The organism is Corallococcus terminator, assembly GCF_049194865.1.
Classification (GTDB): domain Bacteria; phylum Myxococcota; class Myxococcia; order Myxococcales; family Myxococcaceae; genus Myxococcus; species Myxococcus terminator_A.
The window spans coordinates 439,809-458,192 of record NZ_JBLZWL010000002.1; the positions used below are offsets into that span (position 1 = coordinate 439,809).

General features: G+C 69.4%; 18 protein-coding genes. 7 read left to right on the forward strand and 11 right to left on the reverse strand.

The features are described 5' to 3' along the window. The first annotated feature begins 158 nt into the window (after positions 1–158). On the forward strand, positions 159–563 hold the full coding sequence (locus ACN469_RS03960; protein ID WP_498764237.1) for a hypothetical protein: 405 nt from the start codon (positions 159–161) through the stop codon (positions 561–563). A 23-nt stretch (positions 564–586) separates the two neighbouring features. Then, positions 587–991 (forward strand): hypothetical protein, encoded by a 405-nt coding sequence (locus ACN469_RS03965; protein WP_498764238.1) that lies wholly within the window; start codon positions 587–589, stop codon positions 989–991. Between the two features lie 62 nt (positions 992–1,053). Here ACN469_RS03965 and ACN469_RS03970 read toward each other — a convergent pair whose 3' ends face one another. The 5 genes from ACN469_RS03970 to ACN469_RS03990 all read right to left on the reverse strand — a co-directional run bounded on the left by ACN469_RS03970 (position 1,054) and on the right by ACN469_RS03990 (position 5,041). Further along, on the reverse strand, positions 1,054–2,319 hold the full coding sequence (locus tag ACN469_RS03970; RefSeq protein WP_498764240.1) for a pyridoxal phosphate-dependent aminotransferase: 1,266 nt from the start codon (positions 2,317–2,319) through the stop codon (positions 1,054–1,056). 46 nt (positions 2,320–2,365) lie between these two features. Beyond that, positions 2,366–3,172: a hypothetical protein gene (locus ACN469_RS03975; protein WP_498764242.1), complete on the reverse strand. Its 807-nt coding sequence runs from the start codon at positions 3,170–3,172 to the stop codon at positions 2,366–2,368. A gap of 176 nt (positions 3,173–3,348) precedes the next feature. Further along, positions 3,349–3,864 (reverse strand): DNA starvation/stationary phase protection protein Dps, encoded by a 516-nt coding sequence (dps, locus tag ACN469_RS03980; RefSeq protein WP_498764244.1) that lies wholly within the window; start codon positions 3,862–3,864, stop codon positions 3,349–3,351. A 91-nt stretch (positions 3,865–3,955) separates the two neighbouring features. Beyond that, the gene (locus tag ACN469_RS03985; RefSeq protein ID WP_498764246.1) at positions 3,956–4,480 is read right to left on the reverse strand and encodes a carboxymuconolactone decarboxylase family protein; all 525 of its coding nucleotides are present in this window, start codon (positions 4,478–4,480) and stop codon (positions 3,956–3,958) included. 6 nt (positions 4,481–4,486) lie between these two features. After that, the gene (locus ACN469_RS03990) at positions 4,487–5,041 is read right to left on the reverse strand and encodes a peroxiredoxin (protein WP_141641619.1); all 555 of its coding nucleotides are present in this window, start codon (positions 5,039–5,041) and stop codon (positions 4,487–4,489) included. A gap of 214 nt (positions 5,042–5,255) precedes the next feature. On the opposite strand from ACN469_RS03990, the gene ACN469_RS03995 reads away from it, so the two are divergent. Next, the gene (locus tag ACN469_RS03995) at positions 5,256–6,860 is read left to right on the forward strand and encodes a sigma 54-interacting transcriptional regulator (protein ID WP_498764248.1); all 1,605 of its coding nucleotides are present in this window, start codon (positions 5,256–5,258) and stop codon (positions 6,858–6,860) included. 39 nt (positions 6,861–6,899) lie between these two features. Here the strand turns inward: ACN469_RS03995 and ACN469_RS04000 are convergent, their stop codons facing one another. Continuing rightward, positions 6,900–8,258, reverse strand: a complete 1,359-nt coding sequence (locus ACN469_RS04000) for a hypothetical protein (protein ID WP_498764250.1) — start codon at positions 8,256–8,258, stop codon at positions 6,900–6,902. Positions 8,259–8,376: 118 nt separating this feature from the next. Between ACN469_RS04000 and ACN469_RS04005 the strand changes: the two genes are divergently transcribed. From ACN469_RS04005 to ACN469_RS04015, 3 genes are all read left to right on the forward strand, one after another. Beyond that, entirely contained in the window at positions 8,377–9,846 is a 1,470-nt protein-coding gene (locus ACN469_RS04005; protein WP_498764252.1) for an ABC transporter permease subunit, read from the forward strand. Between the two features lie 8 nt (positions 9,847–9,854). Beyond that, positions 9,855–10,589 (forward strand): amino acid ABC transporter ATP-binding protein, encoded by a 735-nt coding sequence (locus ACN469_RS04010; RefSeq protein ID WP_498764254.1) that lies wholly within the window; start codon positions 9,855–9,857, stop codon positions 10,587–10,589. A gap of 92 nt (positions 10,590–10,681) precedes the next feature. Then, a complete protein-coding gene (locus tag ACN469_RS04015) occupies positions 10,682–11,761 on the forward strand; it encodes a hypothetical protein (RefSeq protein WP_498764256.1) in 1,080 nt (359 codons plus the stop codon). A gap of 5 nt (positions 11,762–11,766) precedes the next feature. On the opposite strand, the gene ACN469_RS04020 is transcribed toward ACN469_RS04015, so the two are convergent. Genes ACN469_RS04020 through ACN469_RS04035 form a run of 4 tightly spaced genes read right to left on the reverse strand, consistent with a single transcriptional unit; the run spans position 11,767 to position 16,546 of the window. Next, positions 11,767–14,676: a CHAT domain-containing protein gene (locus ACN469_RS04020; protein ID WP_498764258.1), complete on the reverse strand. Its 2,910-nt coding sequence runs from the start codon at positions 14,674–14,676 to the stop codon at positions 11,767–11,769. 1 nt (position 14,677) lies between these two features. Further along, positions 14,678–15,211 (reverse strand): hypothetical protein, encoded by a 534-nt coding sequence (locus ACN469_RS04025; RefSeq protein WP_498764260.1) that lies wholly within the window; start codon positions 15,209–15,211, stop codon positions 14,678–14,680. A 52-nt stretch (positions 15,212–15,263) separates the two neighbouring features. Further along, a complete protein-coding gene (locus ACN469_RS04030; RefSeq protein ID WP_498764262.1) occupies positions 15,264–15,998 on the reverse strand; it encodes a hypothetical protein in 735 nt (244 codons plus the stop codon). Next, complete coding sequence (locus tag ACN469_RS04035; protein WP_498764264.1) at positions 15,995–16,546, reverse strand: RNA polymerase sigma factor; 552 nt, start codon at positions 16,544–16,546, stop codon at positions 15,995–15,997. Before ACN469_RS04035 ends, ACN469_RS04030 begins: the two co-directional genes overlap by 4 nt. A 453-nt stretch (positions 16,547–16,999) precedes the next feature. On the opposite strand from ACN469_RS04035, the gene ACN469_RS04040 reads away from it, so the two are divergent. Further along, positions 17,000–18,229 (forward strand): sensor histidine kinase, encoded by a 1,230-nt coding sequence (locus tag ACN469_RS04040; RefSeq protein WP_498764266.1) that lies wholly within the window; start codon positions 17,000–17,002, stop codon positions 18,227–18,229. A 3-nt stretch (positions 18,230–18,232) separates the two neighbouring features. Here the strand turns inward: ACN469_RS04040 and ACN469_RS04045 are convergent, their stop codons facing one another. Beyond that, positions 18,233–18,376 (reverse strand): GNAT family N-acetyltransferase, encoded by a 144-nt coding sequence (locus ACN469_RS04045; protein ID WP_498764293.1) that lies wholly within the window; start codon positions 18,374–18,376, stop codon positions 18,233–18,235. Positions 18,377–18,384 lie beyond the last annotated feature (8 nt).

Sequence of the window (18,384 nt, forward strand, 5' to 3'; positions counted from 1 at the left end):
GGCTCCGGAACCCGCCGACCCGCCTCAGCCCCGGTGAGTCATTTCAAACGGGCTTGTCTCGTTTCTTGAGACTTGAAGTGTTTGACAACACGCGCTCTCAGTAGAATCGTGCCGCCCCTCTCAATTCCAATCACTGGAATCACATTCGAGGAACTTGCATGGGTTTGCCGGAGCGGAAGGCCATCGCGCTGTATCAGCAGAACGTCTTCCCGAAGTGGCAGCAGAGGTTCAACGAGCTGGTCGGCGCGCCCGTCGAGTTCGAGGTGGAGTGGAACACCCTGGGGCGGGAAGGGGCGGCGGAAATCTTCGAGAAGGGTTTCAACGTCATCTACTTCGAGCCGGTGGTGCTGGCCATCCAGCAGATCGCCGTGGATGACTTCTCCAAGCAGGCCGTGCGGGACGGCTTCAAGAAGTACTTCATCAGCGGCGCCGAGCCCGCGGACAACGTCTTCTACCGCTTCCAGGACAAGACGCTGTTCTACCGGTACGGCTTCAGCAACCTCGAGAACTACACCCACGAGCGGGTCCAGCGCCTGGTGCAGTTGTTCGAGAAGAATCTCTAACCGACATCCGGGGGCAGACCATCATGGGACTGGCAGAGCGCAAGGCCATCGCGAACTACAAGCAGAACGTCTTCCCCGTCTGGCAGAAGAAGCTCGACGACCTCCTGGGGTATCACCTGGAGATGGAAGTGGAGTGGGACACGCTGGGCGAGGAGGGGATGGCCCATGCATTCGAAGAGAGCTTCAACCTCATCTACTTCCAGCCGGTGGAGCTGGCCATCGAGGCCATCGCCGTGGATGACTTCTCCAAGCAGGCCCTGAAGGACGGCTTCAAGAAGTACTTCGTCAGCGGCATCGAGCCGGAGGACCGGGAGTTCTACCGCTTCGCCGACAAGACGCTGTCGTACCGGCACAACTTCAGCGGCGGCGAGAACGACCTCCCGGACCGCAGGGACCGCATCGTGGGTCTCTTCGAGAAGAACCTCTGACGAAGTCGGATGGCTTCACGACGTCGGAGGCGCGAGTCGAGCGCCTCCGACGTGGCCTGACGTCAGGTGCGGCTGTGCTTCAACACCATGGCCTCCAGCCGCGTCAGGGCCTTCTCCAGCACCTCCATGGACGGCCCGAAGGACAGGCGCACGTAGCTGCGGAAGCGGGACGGCCGCGCGCGGCGCTTGCCCGGATTCACGTCAAAGAACTCGCCCGGCACGGTGATGATCTTCTGCTCCAGCGCGGCGCGGAAGAAGCCCATGCCGTCGTTGAGCGGCGCGGGCAGGCCTGACAGGTTTCCCCAGACGTAGAACGTCCCGTCCGGCGCGCGGTCCGTGCGGATGCCCAGCCGCTCCAGGCGCGAGTGGAACTTGTCGCGCTTCTCGCGGAAGGCCGTGTGGATGGCCAGCGTCTCCGCGATGACAGGCTCCTCCTGGAGCAGGGGGATGGCGGCGCGCTGCAACGGCCGGCTGCCACCACCGTCCAGGAAGCTGCCCGCGCTGGAGACGGCCTCAATGACTTGCTTGGGCCCCACCGTCCACGTCATGCGCCAGCCCGGGTAGCGCCAGTTCTTGGTGAAGCCGTCGAAGAGGACGATGGGGTCCTTGTTCACGTCCTCCACGTAGCGTGCGGCGCTCTCCACCGGCAGGTGTCCGGGGCGGCCGGTCCAGATGTAGTGCGAATAGAACTCGTCGATGAGCAGCACGCACTCCTGCTCTCGCGCCACGCCCACCCACCGCGCCAGCTCGTCTCCCTGCACCAGCTTGCCGGTGGGGTTGCATGGGTTGGAGAAGAGCAGCGCGGACAGGCCGCGGCCCTGCACCTCGCGACGCAGGTCCTCGTGGGTGAAGGCGTAGCCGCGATCTCCCTCCAGGAGGATGGGGATGGCGGTGAACGCCTTGAAGACGTCCAGCAGCTCCTCGTAGGCCGTGTAGTCCGGCAGGAAGTGGCCCAGGTTGATGGAGCCCAGGCTCGCCGCCGCGCGAGTGAGGGCCGCGCGCCCTCCGCCGGACAAGCACACGTTCTCCGCGCTGTACTGGCTGGGCAGGCCCCGGCGGTAGAGGCGGTTGTAGAGACTGGCGATGGCCTCGCGCACGTCCCACAGCCCCGCCACCGGGGCGTACTCCATGTCGGCCACGTCGATGTTCACCGTGCTCAGGCGCGCCGGAGCGCCGGGCAGGTCTCCCGTCTCCGGCTGCCCCTGGCCCAGGTTGCACCAGTCGGGGTCGCTGGAGCGATAGCCTCGGCGCGTGGCCTCGGCGGTGACGTAGATGACGCCCGTGCGAGGCACGGAGCGGAATGCGGGAATCGTGACGTCGTCGCTCACGGCCGGGAACCCTAGCGGAAAGCGACGACGCGCGCGCAAGCCCTCGCTACCGGAGGATGGGCACCGTCACCGACGAGTGGTCATCCACCGTCACCTCCACCTTGCCCAGACGCCACAGGCCGGGCTGGAAGTCCGCCTTCACGTAGCGCCCGTCCGACGTCTCCAGGATGGCCGTGCCCTCCTTGGGGAGGTACTCGCCCACCTCGTAGTGGAGCTCCTGGAGCGTGATCTTGTCCACGCCCTCCGGGCCCGTGAGCTCTCCCTCACCGTCGAGCACCAGCGAGGACCCGCCCAACAGCGGCATGCCCGCGCGCTTGCCCACCCGCGCGTCCACGCGCAGCGTGTGGCCCGGACGTCCCGGGACGTCGCCGGCCGCCTTCGCCCAGACGCTCGTCTGGTCTCCACAGGTGCCGTAGCCGACCTCCGCGGGCAGCACCGCGCCGTCCACGCGCAGCTGGCGCAGGTCCACGGACACGTCCATCCGGTCCTGGCCGCCGCTGTACTTGAAGAAGGCGCGGCCCTCGAGGCGCAGGCCGTGAACCTCGCAGTTCGGCCCGTTGAAGGAGAGCACCACGCCGTCCGTCACCGCGTCGAACTGCTCCAGCGTGGCGGTGGCGCACGCCAGCCGCGTGCTCACGTCCGGCACCGCGACATTCAGGAAGGCGCGGCGCGGCTCGCCGCACGTGTACACGGGCATGAAGCCGAGCACCTCCAGCGCGCCCCGCGTCAGGTGCCCCGCGGCGACGACCCGCTCCACTCGAGCCTTGGCGGCGTCAATCACTTCGTCCGGAGGCGCACCACCGCCACACGCGGAGAGCAGGAGGCAGAGAGAGAGGCCAATGAGGGTTCGCACGGGGACGTCTCCAAGGATGCCCGGACCGCTTCGTCGCGGCGGGGTGCGCCCTGATACAGCAACCCTCGTGCCCCTCGCCAACACCGCGAAAACAGGCACAAAGACTCTCTAGAGCCCGCTGGGAGCGTATAGCGCCGTGCACACTCACGGCGCCTTCGCCCCGGGTGTCAGGGGCCTCAGCTCTCCAGTGACGCGCGCAGGAACCAGACGTGCTTCTCGAACTCCACGATGATGCCCGTGGCCAGGTCCTCGGAGTCCGCGTCATCCACTTCGCCAAAGAGCTTGCGGCTGTCGCGCAGGCCGTCCAGGTAGACCTCGATGCGCTCCGCGAGCAGCTTCACGTGCTCCATGTCGCGCGTCGTCTCCTGCGGGTACTCAGGCAGCCGGCTGGCCTTGCCCACGTGACGGCTGGTGCCGAACGCCTTGCCTCCGAGCGTGACGGCGCGCTCGGCGATGGAGTCGTTGTGATTGGCGAGGCTGACGGCGAAGGTCTCGAACAGCGGGTGCAGCGCCGCGAACTGCGGGCCCTTGATGTTCCAGTGGGCCACCTTGATTTGCGAGTGCAAATCCAGCCCATCCGCCAGGCGGGCGTTGAGCGATTCGACGAGGGTGGCGCGGGTCTTCTCGGGGAGGGGGCTGGGGCTGCGGTACATAAGTGACTTCCTTTCGTTCTTATCTGTGTGGATGCTCATTGGATGCACGGCGCCCGCAAATGGAGCGCCCCCCGGTGTTTCCACCGGAGGGCGCGGGTGAAGCACGTCGAATGACTCGCGGGTGCGAGGCTTAGGACTCCAGGCCCACCGCCGCGGCGTGGATGACCGAAGCGACTCGCACCGCGTCGTGCACCTGGTCCTCGGAGAGGCCGCCCTCGAGGACGACCTTCTCGTGGGACTGCATGCACATCTCGCAGCCGTTGATGGCGCTGACCGCGAGGCAGACCAGCTCGAAGTCCACCTTGTTGGTCAGCACCTGCGCGAGCCTGTTCATCCGCAGCCCGGCGCGCTTGGTCGAGTACGACTCTTTCCCGATCATGTGCCGGAAGCGGTAGTAGACGTTGTTCATCGCCATCAGCGACGCCGCAGCACGCGCGTCCTCGATGATGGGCTCGGGGTTCGCGAGTGCCTTCCGCGCCTCGTTGAGCATCGCTTCCTTCAGCCGGTCATTCCGAACGGCGTAGGCCGACGCGACAGCCACGCCCCAGCGCTGCTCGGGGGTGAGGCTGCCACCTTCCAGGACTGCCTGGAGGTTGAGGCGGGTGTCCTTGTGGGCGTCCGCGAGTTCAGAGCGGACGACTTCGAGCGAGGCCATGACGCGTTACCCCGCCTTCGCCAGCTTCTGGGTCAGGGTCTCCTCACCCTTGCTCCAGTTGCAGGGGCACAGCTCGTCCGTCTGGAGCGCGTCCAGGGTGCGGACGGTCTCGGAGACGTTGCGGCCGACGGACAGGTCGTTGACCGTCACGTGGCGGATGATGCCCTCGGGGTCCGCGATGAACGTCGCGCGCAGCGCCACGCCCTCCTCCTTGTGGAGGATGCCCAGCGCGTTGCACAGCTCGTGCTTCAGGTCCGCCAGCATCGGGAACGGCAGGCCCTTGAGGTCCGGGTGGTGCGTGCGCCACGCGTGGTGCACGAACTCGCTGTCCGTGCTCAGGCCCAGCACCTGCGCGTCACGGTCATTGAAGTCCTTGTTCTTCTTGCCGAACTCCGCGATCTCCGTCGGGCAGATGAACGTGAAGTCCTTGGGCCAGGCAAACAGCACCAGCCACTTGCCCTTGTATGTCTCGTTCGTGATTTCCTGGAACTCCTTGCCCTTCTCCAGGCTCACGGTGGCCTTGACCTTGAAGCTCGGAATCTTGTCGCCAACGGTCAGCATGTACTGCTCCTTGGGTTGAGGGGTCCGGGGGGGACCCCTGGGAAGGTGTCTTCTGCTAACAGCTACAGCAGACCTTGTGCCAGTCAATTCACTTCAATGATTCCAGGGACTTGACTTCAGGCCCCCACTGGCCGGTGTTGCTGGGGCGGTGAATAACGAAATATCGGTGATGACCGCCACTGCAATTTCGGTGGAGCGCTATTATTCATGCCGTATGTCGGATGAACTGTCAGCCCTTACCGAGGGCGCGAAGGATGCTCGGGACCTGGTCGAGCTGGCAACCACCGAAGATTCGGTGGATGAGCTGCTTCGTCGAGGACTGGACTGGTTGACGCGTGTGGTGCGCTTCGACCTGGCGACGCTGTTCCTCTTGAGGGACGGCAAGCTGGTGTCGGTGGCGGCGCGCGGTCCGCTGGCGAACGCGAAGGTGCGCCACCACGCGTTGACCCTGTCGGACTTCCCCTCGCTGCGCGTGGCGCTGGAGACGCGGCGGGCGCGGGCCTTCACGGAAGAGGACCACTCGCACGGCGACGGAGACCCGTTCGACGGCGTGCTCGACTTGCCGCCGGGGCACGCGTGCATGGTGGTGCCGCTGTGCGCGGGCGAGCGCACCTATGGCGTGCTGACGTTGGACCGCGCCGAGTGCGAGACGTACCCGCAGCCGGTGGTGGACCTGGTGGAGGTCTACGGGCAGATGCTGGCGACGGCGCTCCAGGCGGCCGAGCAGCGAGCGACCTTCGAGCGGCTCCACCATCAGGAGCACGCGCACGCGAAGCTCCTGGAGGCGCAGCTCGGCGGAGAGTCCGAGGGCATCCTCGAGGCGTCGCTGAGCCCCGTCATGAGGGATTTGGCGCGGCGGGCGCGGCAGGTGGCGGAGACGGACACGCCGGTGCTGATTACCGGTGAGACGGGCACGGGCAAGGAGCGGCTGGCGCGGGCCATCCACAAGTGGAGCTCGCGCGCGGACCAGCCCTTCGTCACGCTCAACTGCGCGGCGATTCCGGCGGGCCTGCTGGAGAGCGAGCTGTTCGGCCATGTGAAGGGCGCCTTCACGGGCGCGACGAAGGACCGCGCGGGCCGCTTCCAGATGGCGAGCGGAGGCACGCTGCTGTTGGACGAGGTGGGTGAGCTGCCCGTCGAGCTGCAGGCGAAGCTCTTGCGCGCGTTGCAGGAGAAGGCCTTCGAGCCGGTGGGCAGCGACAAGACGGTGCGCTCGGACGTGCGCATCCTCGCGGCCACGCACGTGGACCTGCACCGCGCCATCGCCGAGAAGCGCTTTCGTGAAGACCTGTACTACCGGCTGAGTGTCTTCCCGCTGCGGCTGCCGCCCCTGCGCGAGCGGCGCGAGGACCTGGCGCAGCTGTGCACGTTCCTCCTGGAGGAGCAGGCGCGGCGCACCGGGCGGCGCGGCATGCGCGTGTCACCGGCGGGGCTGGCGAGGCTGGAGTCGTATGACTGGCCGGGCAACCTGCGCGAGCTGGGCAACGCGCTGGAGCGCGCCACCATCCTGACGAAGGGCACGGAGCTGGGCCCGTCCACGTTCGACGTGGCCGCGCACGGCGGCGGCGCTCCGGTGGCGGCGCAGGTGGAGGCGGCGGTGCCGAGCGTGGTGGACGCGACGATGAAGCCGGGCTCGGTGCTGACGCTGGCTGCGGTGCAGCGGGAGCACATCCTGCGGGTGCTGACGCTCACGCGGGGCCGCGTCTATGGCCCGGGCGGTGCGGCGGCGCTGCTGGGCCTCAAGCCCTCCACGCTCCAGAGCCGGATGAAGAAGCTGGGCATCGCCCGGCTGGAGCAGTTCGTGGTGGACGAGGTGTGACGTCGGGGCGCCCGTGTCGACAGGGCGCCCCGAGGGACTTCAGCCCGGACGCTGCTGGGTGGCCGGCAGCGGGTAGGTGGTGCCCGTCTTGCCGAAGGGCGCGTCGAACAGGTGCGGGTCCTGCTGGCGCGTGCGGAACAGGTCGATGATGTAGTTCATCCGCTGGTCCAGCTTGCTCCAGTCCTTGGCCGCGGTGCCCTTGAGGCTGTCGGAGCTGGAGTCCAGCTTGCCCAGGAGGGCGCGCAGCTCCGGGTTCTCGATGGAGCGCAGGTGCGGCGGGAAGAGCGTGGACTCCATGCCCGGAGGCGGGGGCAAATCGTTGCCCAGCTTCAGCGCGCCACCCGGCACCGCGAGCTTCATCATGTGCTCGGTGGCGACCCGGCGGAACACGGAGGCCGTCGCGTCGACCAGGGGGTTGAGCGCCGCGTCCACGAGGCCCGTCCTCAGGGCGGCCTTGCCCGCGAGCTTGGCGGGGAAGGGCAGCGCGTTGATGCCGCCCTCGATGCTCTGCTTGAGGATGTTCCGGAAGGTGTCCTTCACCGGCGCGTTGAGCGCCTTCTCCACGTGCTGCTGGAGCTGCGTCTGCTCGTGCAGGCCAATGCGGTCATTGGCCAGCAGCATCAGCTCCGCCTTCTTGTTCGGGTCCTTCTCGAACATGGCCTTGGTGTAGTCGCCGAAGGCCTCCTTCAGGAGCGGCTTGTCCTTGCCGAAGCCGTCCAGGTACTTCGCCGTCTTGGCGGCGTCGTAGGACGTGTCGCCCTGGAAGGTCTCGATGAAGCGGGCGAACTCCTGGCCCACCTCGTTGAAGACGAACTGGTTGCCGTCCGCGATGGACTTGCTGACGTTGTTGAGCGCTTCGGTGCCGGCCGCGGCGATGTCCGCCAGGGGCAGCGCGGGCAGGCCCAGCTTGCGCAGCACGTCGTCCACCTTCTTCAGCGGCCCGGCCATGTCACTGGCGCCCTTGAGCGCATCGGTCAGGAACTTGGGCATGTCCTCGTTGCGGATGCTCACGCCCGCCTGCTTGGACGCCCACGTCGCGAAGGTGGACCAGTTGGCGTTGTCCTTGCCGAGCATCTGACCCAGGCCGTTGGACAGGTCCGCGTAGCCCTGCGTAATCGCGTAGTTGCGCGCCACCGGGTCCTGGATGGAGGCAATGGCCTTCACATCCGCGACGCTGGGGTAGGTGCCCGGGGCGACCTTCGTCCCCTGCGGGGCGACGGGAGTGGTCAGCGCCACCACCGGCTTGCGCACGCCGCCCGTGTCGAACAGGGACACGTCGCGAGCGTCGCCGCGCGTTACCGGGGCCTGGGGCTTCACCTCGTTGCGGACGGGCGCCGGGGTGGCGGGAGTCTCAAGCGGACGGGGCTGGACGCGGGGACCGGAGATCGGGGTCTTCATGGTGTGAAGGAGTATCGGCCCAGGGAGGGCGGAAGTTGCGTGGCTGTCATGGGTTGTCCGCTCCTGGTGGAAACCCTTGATGCCTCAAGGATAGTTGGGCATGGGGGGTGTTCGTTCCATGTCGCGCCGTCGCCTTTCGTGTCGCCAGCCCCACACTCCCGGGCTGGCCTTGCTGTGCCTCGCGTGGGGGTTGGCGGTGCTGCTCGGCTGTGGCCGGGGTGAGGCGCCGGGCTCCGGGGGTGACTGGAAGGGGAGGACGCTGCGCATCGGGACGGATGCCACCTACCCGCCGTTCGAGTCGGTGAAGGACGGCGAGCTGGTCGGCTTCGACATCGAGCTGGGCGCGCTCATCGCCGAGGAGTTGGGCGCGAAGGTGGCGTGGACGAACACGTCCTTCGACGGGGTGTTTCCCGCGCTGATGGCGGGGAAGTTCGACCTGGTGATTTCGGCCGTGACGATGACGCCCGAGCGCCAGCAGCGGCTGGGCTTCTCCGCGCCGTACTACACGGCGGGACAGCTCGTGGTGGCGCGGGAGGCGGACACCGCCGTCACGGAAATCGAGAGCCTGCGCGGGAAGACGGCGGGCATTCAGCTCAACACCAGCGCGTCGCTGGTGCTGGAGAAGTTCCCGGATATCGAGGTGCGGCAGTATCCGAGCATCGACCTGGCGCTCCAGGACCTGCGCAACGGCAACCTGGCGGGCGTGGTGGGGGACGGGCCGACGCTGCGCTACTTCCTGGCCCATGGCTTCCAGGGGCTGCGCGTCGCGGGCGGGCTGCTGACGGAGGAGCACTACGGCATCGTGATGCGGCCGGATGACCCCGCGCTGCGCGAGGCCGTCAACGCCGCGCTCCAGCGCCTGCGCGACAGCGGGAAGTTCGCCGCGCTGGAGGAGCGCTACTTCGGCGAGGCGGCCCAGGCGGCCCAGGCGACACCGCAAGCGGTGCCCTGGGGCAAGGTGACCTGGCGGCTGGCCCGGGGGCTGGGGCTGACGCTGGGGCTCACCCTGCTGGCGCTGGTGTCCGGACTGCCGCTGGGGCTGGCCGTCGCGCTGGGGCGACGGGTGCGCTTCCGTCCGCTGGCGTGGCTGTGCGCCGCGTACGTCGAGGGGCTTCGCGGAACGCCGTTGCTGGTGCAAATCATCTTCATCTACTACGCGCTGCCGCAGCTCCTGGGTGTGGACCTGCCGCCGATGCTGGCGGCGGTGCTGGCGCTGACGCTCAACAGCGCCGCGTACGTGGCGGAGATCTTCCGGGCGGGCATCGCCTCCGTGGACGCGGGGCAGGAGGAGGCCGCGCGGGCGCTGGGGATGGGCCGCGCGCAGGTCATGCGCTACGTCATCCTCCCGCAGGCGGTGCGCAACGTGCTGCCGCCGCTGACGAACGAGGGCATCGCCCTGCTGAAGGACTCCTCGCTGGTGTCCATCATCGGCATGGCGGAGCTGACGCGGGCGGGACAGGAGCTGGCGAGCCAGCTCGCCGCGCCCCTGGCCGTGTGGCCGCTCGTCGCGTTGTTCTACCTGTTGGCCACGCTGCCGCTGACGCGGCTGGCCTCGGCGCTGGAGAAGCGCCTCCACCGTCAGGGGTGAGGACCGCCATGGCGCTCGTCGAGGTTCGCAATCTGCACAAGCGCTTCGGGGCGCTGGAGGTCCTCAAGGGCGTGGACCTCTCGGTGCAGCCCGGGGAGGTGGTGGTCTTCGTGGGCCCGTCCGGCTGTGGCAAGTCCACGCTGCTTAGGTGCCTGTGCGGCCTGGAAGTGCCGTCCGAGGGCGAAGTCGTCGTCGGGGGGATTCCCGTGCGCGCGGAGCCCAAGGCGCTCCAGGCGCTGCACCGCCGCGTGGGCATGGTGTTCCAGCGCTTCCACCTGTTCCCCCACCTGAGCGCGCTGGCCAACGTGACGCTCGCGCCGCGCAAGGTGCTGGGGCTGTCGGAGGAGGAGGCGGAGGCCCTGGGGCGGCGCATGCTGACGATGGTGCATCTGGAGTCACGCGCGGACGCGTACCCGAGCCAGCTCTCCGGGGGGCAGCAGCAGCGGGTGGCCATTGCCCGGGCCCTGGCGATGAAGCCGGAGTTGATGCTCTTCGACGAGCCGACCAGCGCGTTGGACCCGGAGCTGGTGGGCGAGGTGCTGGAGGTCATGCGCGAGTTGGCGCGTGAGGGCATGACGATGTGCGTGGTGACGCACGAGATGGGCTTCGCGGCGGACGTGGCGCACCGCGTGGTGTTCATGGACGCGGGGAAGGTGGTGGAGGAGGGCCCGCCTCAACAAGTCCTGCGCGAGCCCCAGCACCCTCGCACCCGTGAGTTCCTCGCGAGGCTGCTCCAGCGGTGAGGGGATTTCCGTACGGGGGACGTTGGGTGGGGACATGGGCGCGATTGGCTGGTTCGCCATGACGGCGACCGGGCGCCCATGGTGGAGCCTCGATGTCCCCTCTCTTCGTGTCGCGTCGTCCCGTGTCCTGGGGTGTGCGCTTGTCTCCGCTGTGTCTGCTGTGGTCGCTGTCCGTCGGGTGTGACGTCCCCTCCTCGGGCGTCGAGGAGCCCCTGCCCGCGCTGGACAGCGCCAGCGCGTCGTCCGTCACGAATCCGCCCGAGCCGGAGTACCCGGATGACAATCTGCCGCCGTTGGCGCTCAGCGTCGTGCAGAGCCCCGCGGGCGACGCTGTCACCGCGCCGGTGCTGACCACGCTCCGGGCCCCCGATGACGTCACCGTCGAGTTCATCCAGGTGGACGAAGAGTCCATCGCCGTCGCCGTGGGCGGGCCCGAGACGTCGGCCACGTCCATCGACCGGGTGATGGGGCAGATGTCCGCCGCCGCGAGCCCCGCGGCCCTCTACCTCGCGCTGTCTCCCACGGGCACGGTGGTGCCGCGCACGCTCCAGGCCCACAGCAACGCGGTCGTCGCCGCCGGCAACTGGAAGCAGGGCAGCACGTCGCCGTCCGTCTCCGAGCCGGCCATCGGCGCGGGCGCACCGCGCTCCCTGGGCACGTGCGGCGGCCTGAAGGCCAATGGCCAGGGCACCATGCACGAGAACCACGGCCGCTGCGATGACTGGCACCGGGACATCGACGAGGTCACCCAGTGGATTTCAACGGACATGATTGGGTATGGCGCCTACGTGCGCGCCATCACCGGCGGCGTCTTCTGGGACATCCAGAAGCGCAACTGCCTGAAGAGCTGGTGCGACTGGGGCGTTCTCTTCAAGAAGACCATTCCCCAGGGGCACGTCTGGTATTTCCCCTACGTGAACGTGAACAACGACTTCAAGGCCCACAGCCGCGCCACCACGCTCAACAACAACGGTGTCCACCAGCACCAGGTGTCGACGTGCAGCGACTGGAAGACGCGCACCAACTGGACCTCCAGCCTGGCGGGCGGCTGCTTCATCAACTTCCATCAGACGAACCTGTACTGCAACTCGCAGTCGTATGAGGGGCTGGACCCGAACTACATCTGGACGCCCTTCAGCGCGGGCGGCAACGGGACGCCGTTCGGCTGCTGAGCCCGTCAGGAGCGGGGCCCGCCGCGAACCCGACGGCGGGCTCCGAGCACGAGGCCGGTGAGGACGAGGAGTGCCGTCGTCGCGAGGGCGAGCACTCCCGGCGTCACTCCACCGCGCTCCAGGGGCGTGGTGGCCACGAGCGAGGCATCCCCCAGCACCACCAGTCCCGCCCAGGCCGCTGGAGGCATGCCGTCCTCCATGGCCTCGAGCTGGGCCGCGCGCAGCGCCGCCGACGTGCTCACCCCCATGGCCAGATGTCGATAGAACCGCTCCACCAGCGCCGCCGCTTCGTCATCGCGCAGCGGCCACAAACTGGCCACCACCGCGTGGGCACCGGCCTCGAAGAAGGCGCGCGCGAGGCTGAGCACGCCCTCTCCGGGCAGCACGGTGCCGGACGCGCTCCGACAAGCGGAGAGCACCACCAGCGCGCCCTGCAGGTGCAGCTCCGCGATTTCCCGTGGCTGGAGGATGCCGTCCTCCTCCTCGGAGCCTGGGGCGAGCACGAGCGCCGAGCGCTCGGGGGCCTCGGCATCGACGACGGCGTGGGCCGCCAGGTGCAGCACCCTCATGCTCGACAGGTCCGTGCTCTTGAGCGCGTGCTCGGAGGCGTCCGTGCCCACGAGCAGCCGGGCCGGGGTGTGGGTGCCACGAAGGACGTCCTCGACTTCGTGTCCCTCCCGCCGCGCCTCGGGAAGCGCTCCCAGCTGCGCGGCCTCGGTGAAGACGCCAGCCCGCTCTCGCGCCACCGCTCGGGCCACGGGCTGCCGGACGGCGCGGTCAGGGTCCGCGAGCACCAGGGCCTCGCCTCCTGGTTCACGAGGAAGCGCCTGCCTCCAATGGCGCCACAGGCTGGCGGAGGGCACCAGGGCCAGCTCGTAGCGGGCCACCAGCGGCGGACCGTCCGGTCGCTCGCGCAGCGCCGCGAAGGGCAAATCATGAAGCGGTCCATCTGGCACCAGCAGCAGCCGGCGCACCGTCGGAGGCAACCCCGCGAGGGCCGGGCCCAGGAGCTGCGCATGGAGGGCCGCCGCCGCGCCGACCTCGGAGTCGTCGCGGCGCTCGATGAGCCCGGAGAACAGCGTGGCCGCCGCCACGAGCCGCGTGCGCTCGGGGATGCGATGGACCCGTGTTCCCGCCCGCGTCACCGCGAGCACCCAGGCGCCTCCCGCCGAGGTGCCGGCGCTGTCCTTGTCGTCGCCGACGAGGAAGGCCAGCAGCGCTTCGTCCTCGCCCAGCCCCTGCTCGACTGCCTCCAGCGACACGAACTCCGGCGCGCCATGGCGGGGCGCGGGCCGCAAGTCCCGCTCGTGCCGCTCCAGCTCCTGGAGTTCCTTCAAGGCCGTCTCGCGCCCGCTGCCCGCGAGCGATGCGTCCAGCAGCCGCCGCTGCACCGCGACCAATCGTCGCTGCACCTCGCCGCGCTCCGAGCGACGCGCGGGGGTGTCCTGCGAGGACGCCAGCGCTCGCGAGGCGACCAGCGCATCGAGCAGCGTCCTCGCCCGCAGGCGCTCGCTCACCGCGAAGGCGCGTGTCAGGGCCTCCCTCGGGGAAAGCGTGGCGGGCTGGCCCGTCGCGCCGCCGGCCTCCAGCGTCCAGCCCGCGAGGCGGTGGTAGTCGTGGGCCCAGGTCGCGAGCAGCTCCGCCTGACTGGAGGCGTCGCTCTGCGTCTCCCGCAGGGCCTCCGCCGCGTCCAGGGCGCGCTCGGCGTGGTGGAGGGCTTCGGGGAGGGGCTGCGTCCAATACGCCACCGTGCCGCGTCCACGCAGGGCCCAGGCGAGATAGAGCGGGTCCTTCCCCTCGACGGCCAGGCGGAGCGCCGCGTCCGCGTCCTGGATGGCGCCGGTCGGGTCCACGTCCGCCCGTCGCACGGCCCGCGTCCAGAGACATGCGAGTCGCCGCTCGTTGGAATCCAGCAGCTCCGCGAGGGCCATGCAGCGCTGGAGCAGCTCGTCGGCTTCGCGTCGCTCCTCGGGAGTGTCCCCCAGCATCGCCACGGTGAGCCGCAGCGCGCGCGTCACCTGCGTCTGGTTCCCCGTGTTCTCCGCGGCGGCCAGCGCCTGTCGGGCGAGTGCGAGCGCTCGCGCCCGTCCCTCCGGCGTGGGGTCTCGCTCCAGCCGCCGCGTCGCGAGGCTCGCGAGCATGTAGCGCGCGTGTCCCTCCAGGAAGAGGTCGCGAGTCGCATGGGCCAGCTCCGCCAGGCGGAGGTTGACGTCCGTGGCCTCCTCCAGCCGGCCGAGCCGCTCGCTCACCGTGCTCATGACGCCCAGGTACTGCTTCTTCAGCCCTTCGCCACCGTCCGGGAAGACGAGCGCCTCGGCGCGCTTGAGCACCCGAAAGGCCCGGCCCAGGTCCAGCTCCACCTCGTAGAGCTGGCTGGCCTCGACGATGAGGGCGCGTGCATGCAGCTCCGGCTTGCCGGAGGCGCTGGCCACCTCGACCACGCGGCGCGTCCACTCGGCGGCCTCGTCGGCGCGCCCTTGGGCCAGGAGGATGACGCGCAGGTTCATGCCCGCCAGCACCTCGCCCTCCGCGTCCTGGAGCCGACGGAACGTCATCGCGGCGCGCTGGTAGGGCGCCTCCGCGGCCTTCCGGTCCGTCAGGTGCTCCACGTGCCCGAGCACCAGGGCCAGCCAGCCATGGTCCGGATTCTGTTCCACCAGGGCCGCCAGCTCACGTCGGACCGTGTCGCGAGCGGGGGGCGCCTGCGCGCACTGGTAGAAACACATCGCGCTCTCACGCGCCTCGGGATGCGCCAGGAGGAGCTCCCGGCACTCCACGAGCGTGGGGGCCTGGGGCGGCCGGACCGTCTCCTTCGCGAGCGCGGGAGCCGGATACACCTCCCCCAGGAGCAGCGTCACCGCGAGGATGGCGAGGCCCAGGGGGGCGCGACCGGCGGAGGGCTTCCGGGTCGTCACTTCAGCGCGTGGGAGGTGGCGGAGGGACGACGGGTTCGCACTTGAGCGTGATGGGCCCGGGCGGAGAGGGCGGGGGCCGGGGATTGTCGTTCTGCTTCATCAGCTCGAAGTAGCAGATGACGGGCTCCGACCAGGGGTTCGGGGAGAGGGGAGCCCAGCGCTCCACAATCACCATCGCCACGGAGAGGGGCGTGCCCGTCACGGCGGAGACGACGCGCGCGACCAGTGGCCCCGCCGATGCGGCCCGATGGCTCACCCGCAGGGGCGAGTCCACGTCCACCATGCCCGACGTCTGCGCGACGATGGTGCCGGCGCTGTCGAGGAGCTGGAGCGTGACGAACTGGCTGCCGCCCGTCCTCACTCCGGTCTCCACCACCGAGGCGACCACCTGGTCTCCGGCCTCGCCATGGCTCGGCGCTGTCTTCGCCACGTGCGTCGTCACGGTGGCCGCTTGTCCGAACGCCGGCAACGATATCCCTCCCACCAGCGTGACGATCGCCAGCAGTCCACCTCGAATCCACGGTTGAGTCTTCATTCCTGGCTCCGTCCTCATGACTGCCCCCTCGTGTCGCGCACCACCGTCCGCACTACTCCAGCCGGTTGACGAACGTGGCGCCGCGAAGCACCTGTCCGTCCGGCAACCGCGCTTCCACCTGCCACAGCAGCTTCGTTCCGGGCTTGAGCGGCGCGAGCACCGACGCGCGCACCCGGTACTCGGGCTGCGCCAGCGAGTCGGCGCGGTGGACCAGGCTCAGGTCCTCCGTGGACACCCGCACCGACCAGCGGGTCCCCTCGGGCCCGCCACTCCAGCGCAGCACACAGTCGTCGCGCTTCAGCGGCGCGGCTTCCGGCACCAGCGAGCTGAGCGCCCCCGTGTCGCCTCCGCGCATCGGGTGCTGCTCCGGCCCCTCCCGCACCGAGATGCCGACCACCACCAGGACCAGCGCCGCCGTGGCCACCGCGCCCCAGACGGGCCGGCTCCACACGGAGCGGAAGCGGCGTCGCTCCCGCGCGTCACTCGAGTCCCTTCGAGCCCTCGGGCCCGCGGCCTCCAGCGTCGCGGCGGGCGCGGCCTGGGCGGCGGCGGCCGAGAGCTCCTTCGCCAGTCGCCACGCCGCGGCCCAGGCGGGGTCATCCGCCACGCGCGCGACGACGGCCCGACGCTCTTCCATGGGCAGCTCACCGCTCACCGCGCGCCACACCAGGTCGGTGTCCACGGGCTCGCCACCCGCCATCGGCTCCTCGTCGCGCACCACCGCGCGCAGGCGCTCGACGGTGGCCTCGTCGGGCTTCATCTCGTCGTCGCGTCGCTGCTCGCTCACGGCTCGAATCCCTTCGTCGAGAGGCAGAGGCGCAGCGCGCTCAGCCCGCGGTAGATGAGGTTCTCGGCCCGCTTGCCATCCCAGCCCATCAACTCGCCGGCCTCCGGCACGGTGTGGCCTTGGAGGTACAGCGTCACCGCGAGCCTGCGGTCCTGGGCGAGCTGGCGCAGGCAGTCGCGCACCGCCTGGGCAATCTGCGAGCCGCTCGCGGACTTCTCCGGGTCGCCCGACGCCATCGGCTGCTGGGGTTGTGTCTCCACTTCCTCCAGGGCGACTTCCCGACGGCGCTCCACGTTGCGCAGCTCGTCCACCAGCGCCGTGTACGCCACGCGGTACAGATAGGCGGGCGAGAGCTTGGAGCGGTCCGGCTCGCGGCGCTGCAGCTCCATGACGCGCATCATCGCCGTCTGCACCAGGTCATCGCGGCGATCCGCCAGACGCGGGGGACACACCTGCGCGACAGCTCGCGTCAGGTCCCGGCGGAGCTTCTCCAGCTCTTGATTCGGCAGAGGACCCGCGACCTGGGAAGGTCTTGGTTGCGACTCCACGTGGAAGGTCCTCCAGGAAGCACTCATGGTCATCGAAAGGTCCCATCCACGGCAAGTGTGAGCGCTGTTCCACGGGCAGCTCTCCCCGCGTCTCCACCGCGTCCCTGTTCCTTGAACGGACCCCGCGCCTTTTTCCCCTCACGCGCCTGTGTCTCGGGGGAAGACCCCGGTTCACCCGCACTGTCACCTCCCTCTCCGCCAGGGTGGGCCGGTGATATTTTCCATTCAGGTGGAAAGCCGGGTGGTGGGCGGATGTCGAGGCGTGGGCAAAAGCCGCCGCGTCAGGGCCTCACGGGATGGGTTGCGTGGCCACGGGCGGTTCGGGTCCCTATATCTGGAGTGAGTCGACAGGAGGCAGGTCGCCTGGATGCTCTCCAGGCGGAATCGACGAGCGAATGAACGTCCTGCTTCCCAGATGTGTTGGCTGAGTCCTTCTCCCAAGGAGGCCGTCCCTTGCGAAGGTTTCAGGAACGCCTTCCTCTCGAGGCGCTGACATTCGACGACACGTTGGTCCTGCTGGAGGTGGTGCGGGACCTGGCCCACCTCCGGACGCTGGAGGACGTGATGGCGCTGGTGCGCCGCGCGGCCCGCCGGCTCAGCGGCGCGGATGGCGTCACGTTCGTGCTGCGCGAAGGCAACCTCGTGCACTACGCGGATGAGGAGGCCATCGCCCCGCTGTGGAAGGGGTGTCGGTTTCCCATCGAGTCGTGCATCTCCGGGTGGGCCATCTTGAACCGGGAGCCGGTGGTCATCGAGGACATCTACGCGGATGACCGAATCCCGCATGACGTCTACCGCGCCACGTTCGTGAAGAGCCTGGTCATGGTGCCGGTGCGTCGCGCGGACCCGGTGGGCGCCATTGGCGCGTATTGGGCGAAGCGTCGGGTGCCGGGGCTGCGGGAGGTCTCCCTGCTCCAGGCGCTCGCGGACTCCGCGGCCGTCGCGGTGGAGAACGGGCGGCTGTACGAGGCGGAGCGCGCGGCGCGGCGGGCCGCCGAGGCGGAGACGCGTCTGCGTGGCGAGCTGCTGGCGATGGTGTCCCACGACTTGCGCAATCCGCTGGGCGTCATCTCCATGACGTCATCGCTGCTGGCGCCCCTGCTGACGCCGCTCAACGGGCGCGCGCGGCACCACCTGGACACCCTCAATCGCTCGGCGCTGCGGATGGAGCGGCTCATCCATGACCTGCTCGACTTCGCGGCCATCGAGGCCGGTGGCTTCCGGGTGAGTCGCGTGCCGCTGGCGCTCTCGCGGCTCATGGAGCAGGCGTCGGAGCTGGGGCCGATGGCGCAGGAGCGCGGCATTGGCCTGGAGCTGCGGCTGCCCGAGCGGGATGTCGACGTGCGGTGTGATCCAGACCGCATCCACCAGGTGTTCTCCAACCTGGTGGGCAACGCCGTCCGCTTCACGCCCGCGGGTGGACGCATCACCGTGATGGCGGAGGTCCATGATGACCGTGTCGAGCTGAGCGTGGAGGACACGGGCGCGGGAATCGCGCCGGAAGTCTTGCCCGTCCTGTTCGACCGGGTTCAGCGGCCGACGACGCGGATACCGGGGAGCGGCGTGGGGCTGGGGCTCTCCATCACCCGAGGCATCGTCGAGGCACACGGCGGCGCGGTGCGCGTGCGGAGCCAGGTCGGGCTGGGGACGACGTTCACCTTCACGCTCCCGATGGAGGGATGAGCGTCAGGGGTGGACGCGCTCGTAGCGGCCGTCGGTGACGCGGTGGAGGCCGAGTGACTCCGCGAGCCGGATGGCGCCGAGGTTGCCGGGCTGGGTCAACGCGAACAGCCTCCTCACACCAAGCGACTGGAAGGCGTGCTCGAGCAGGGCTCGTG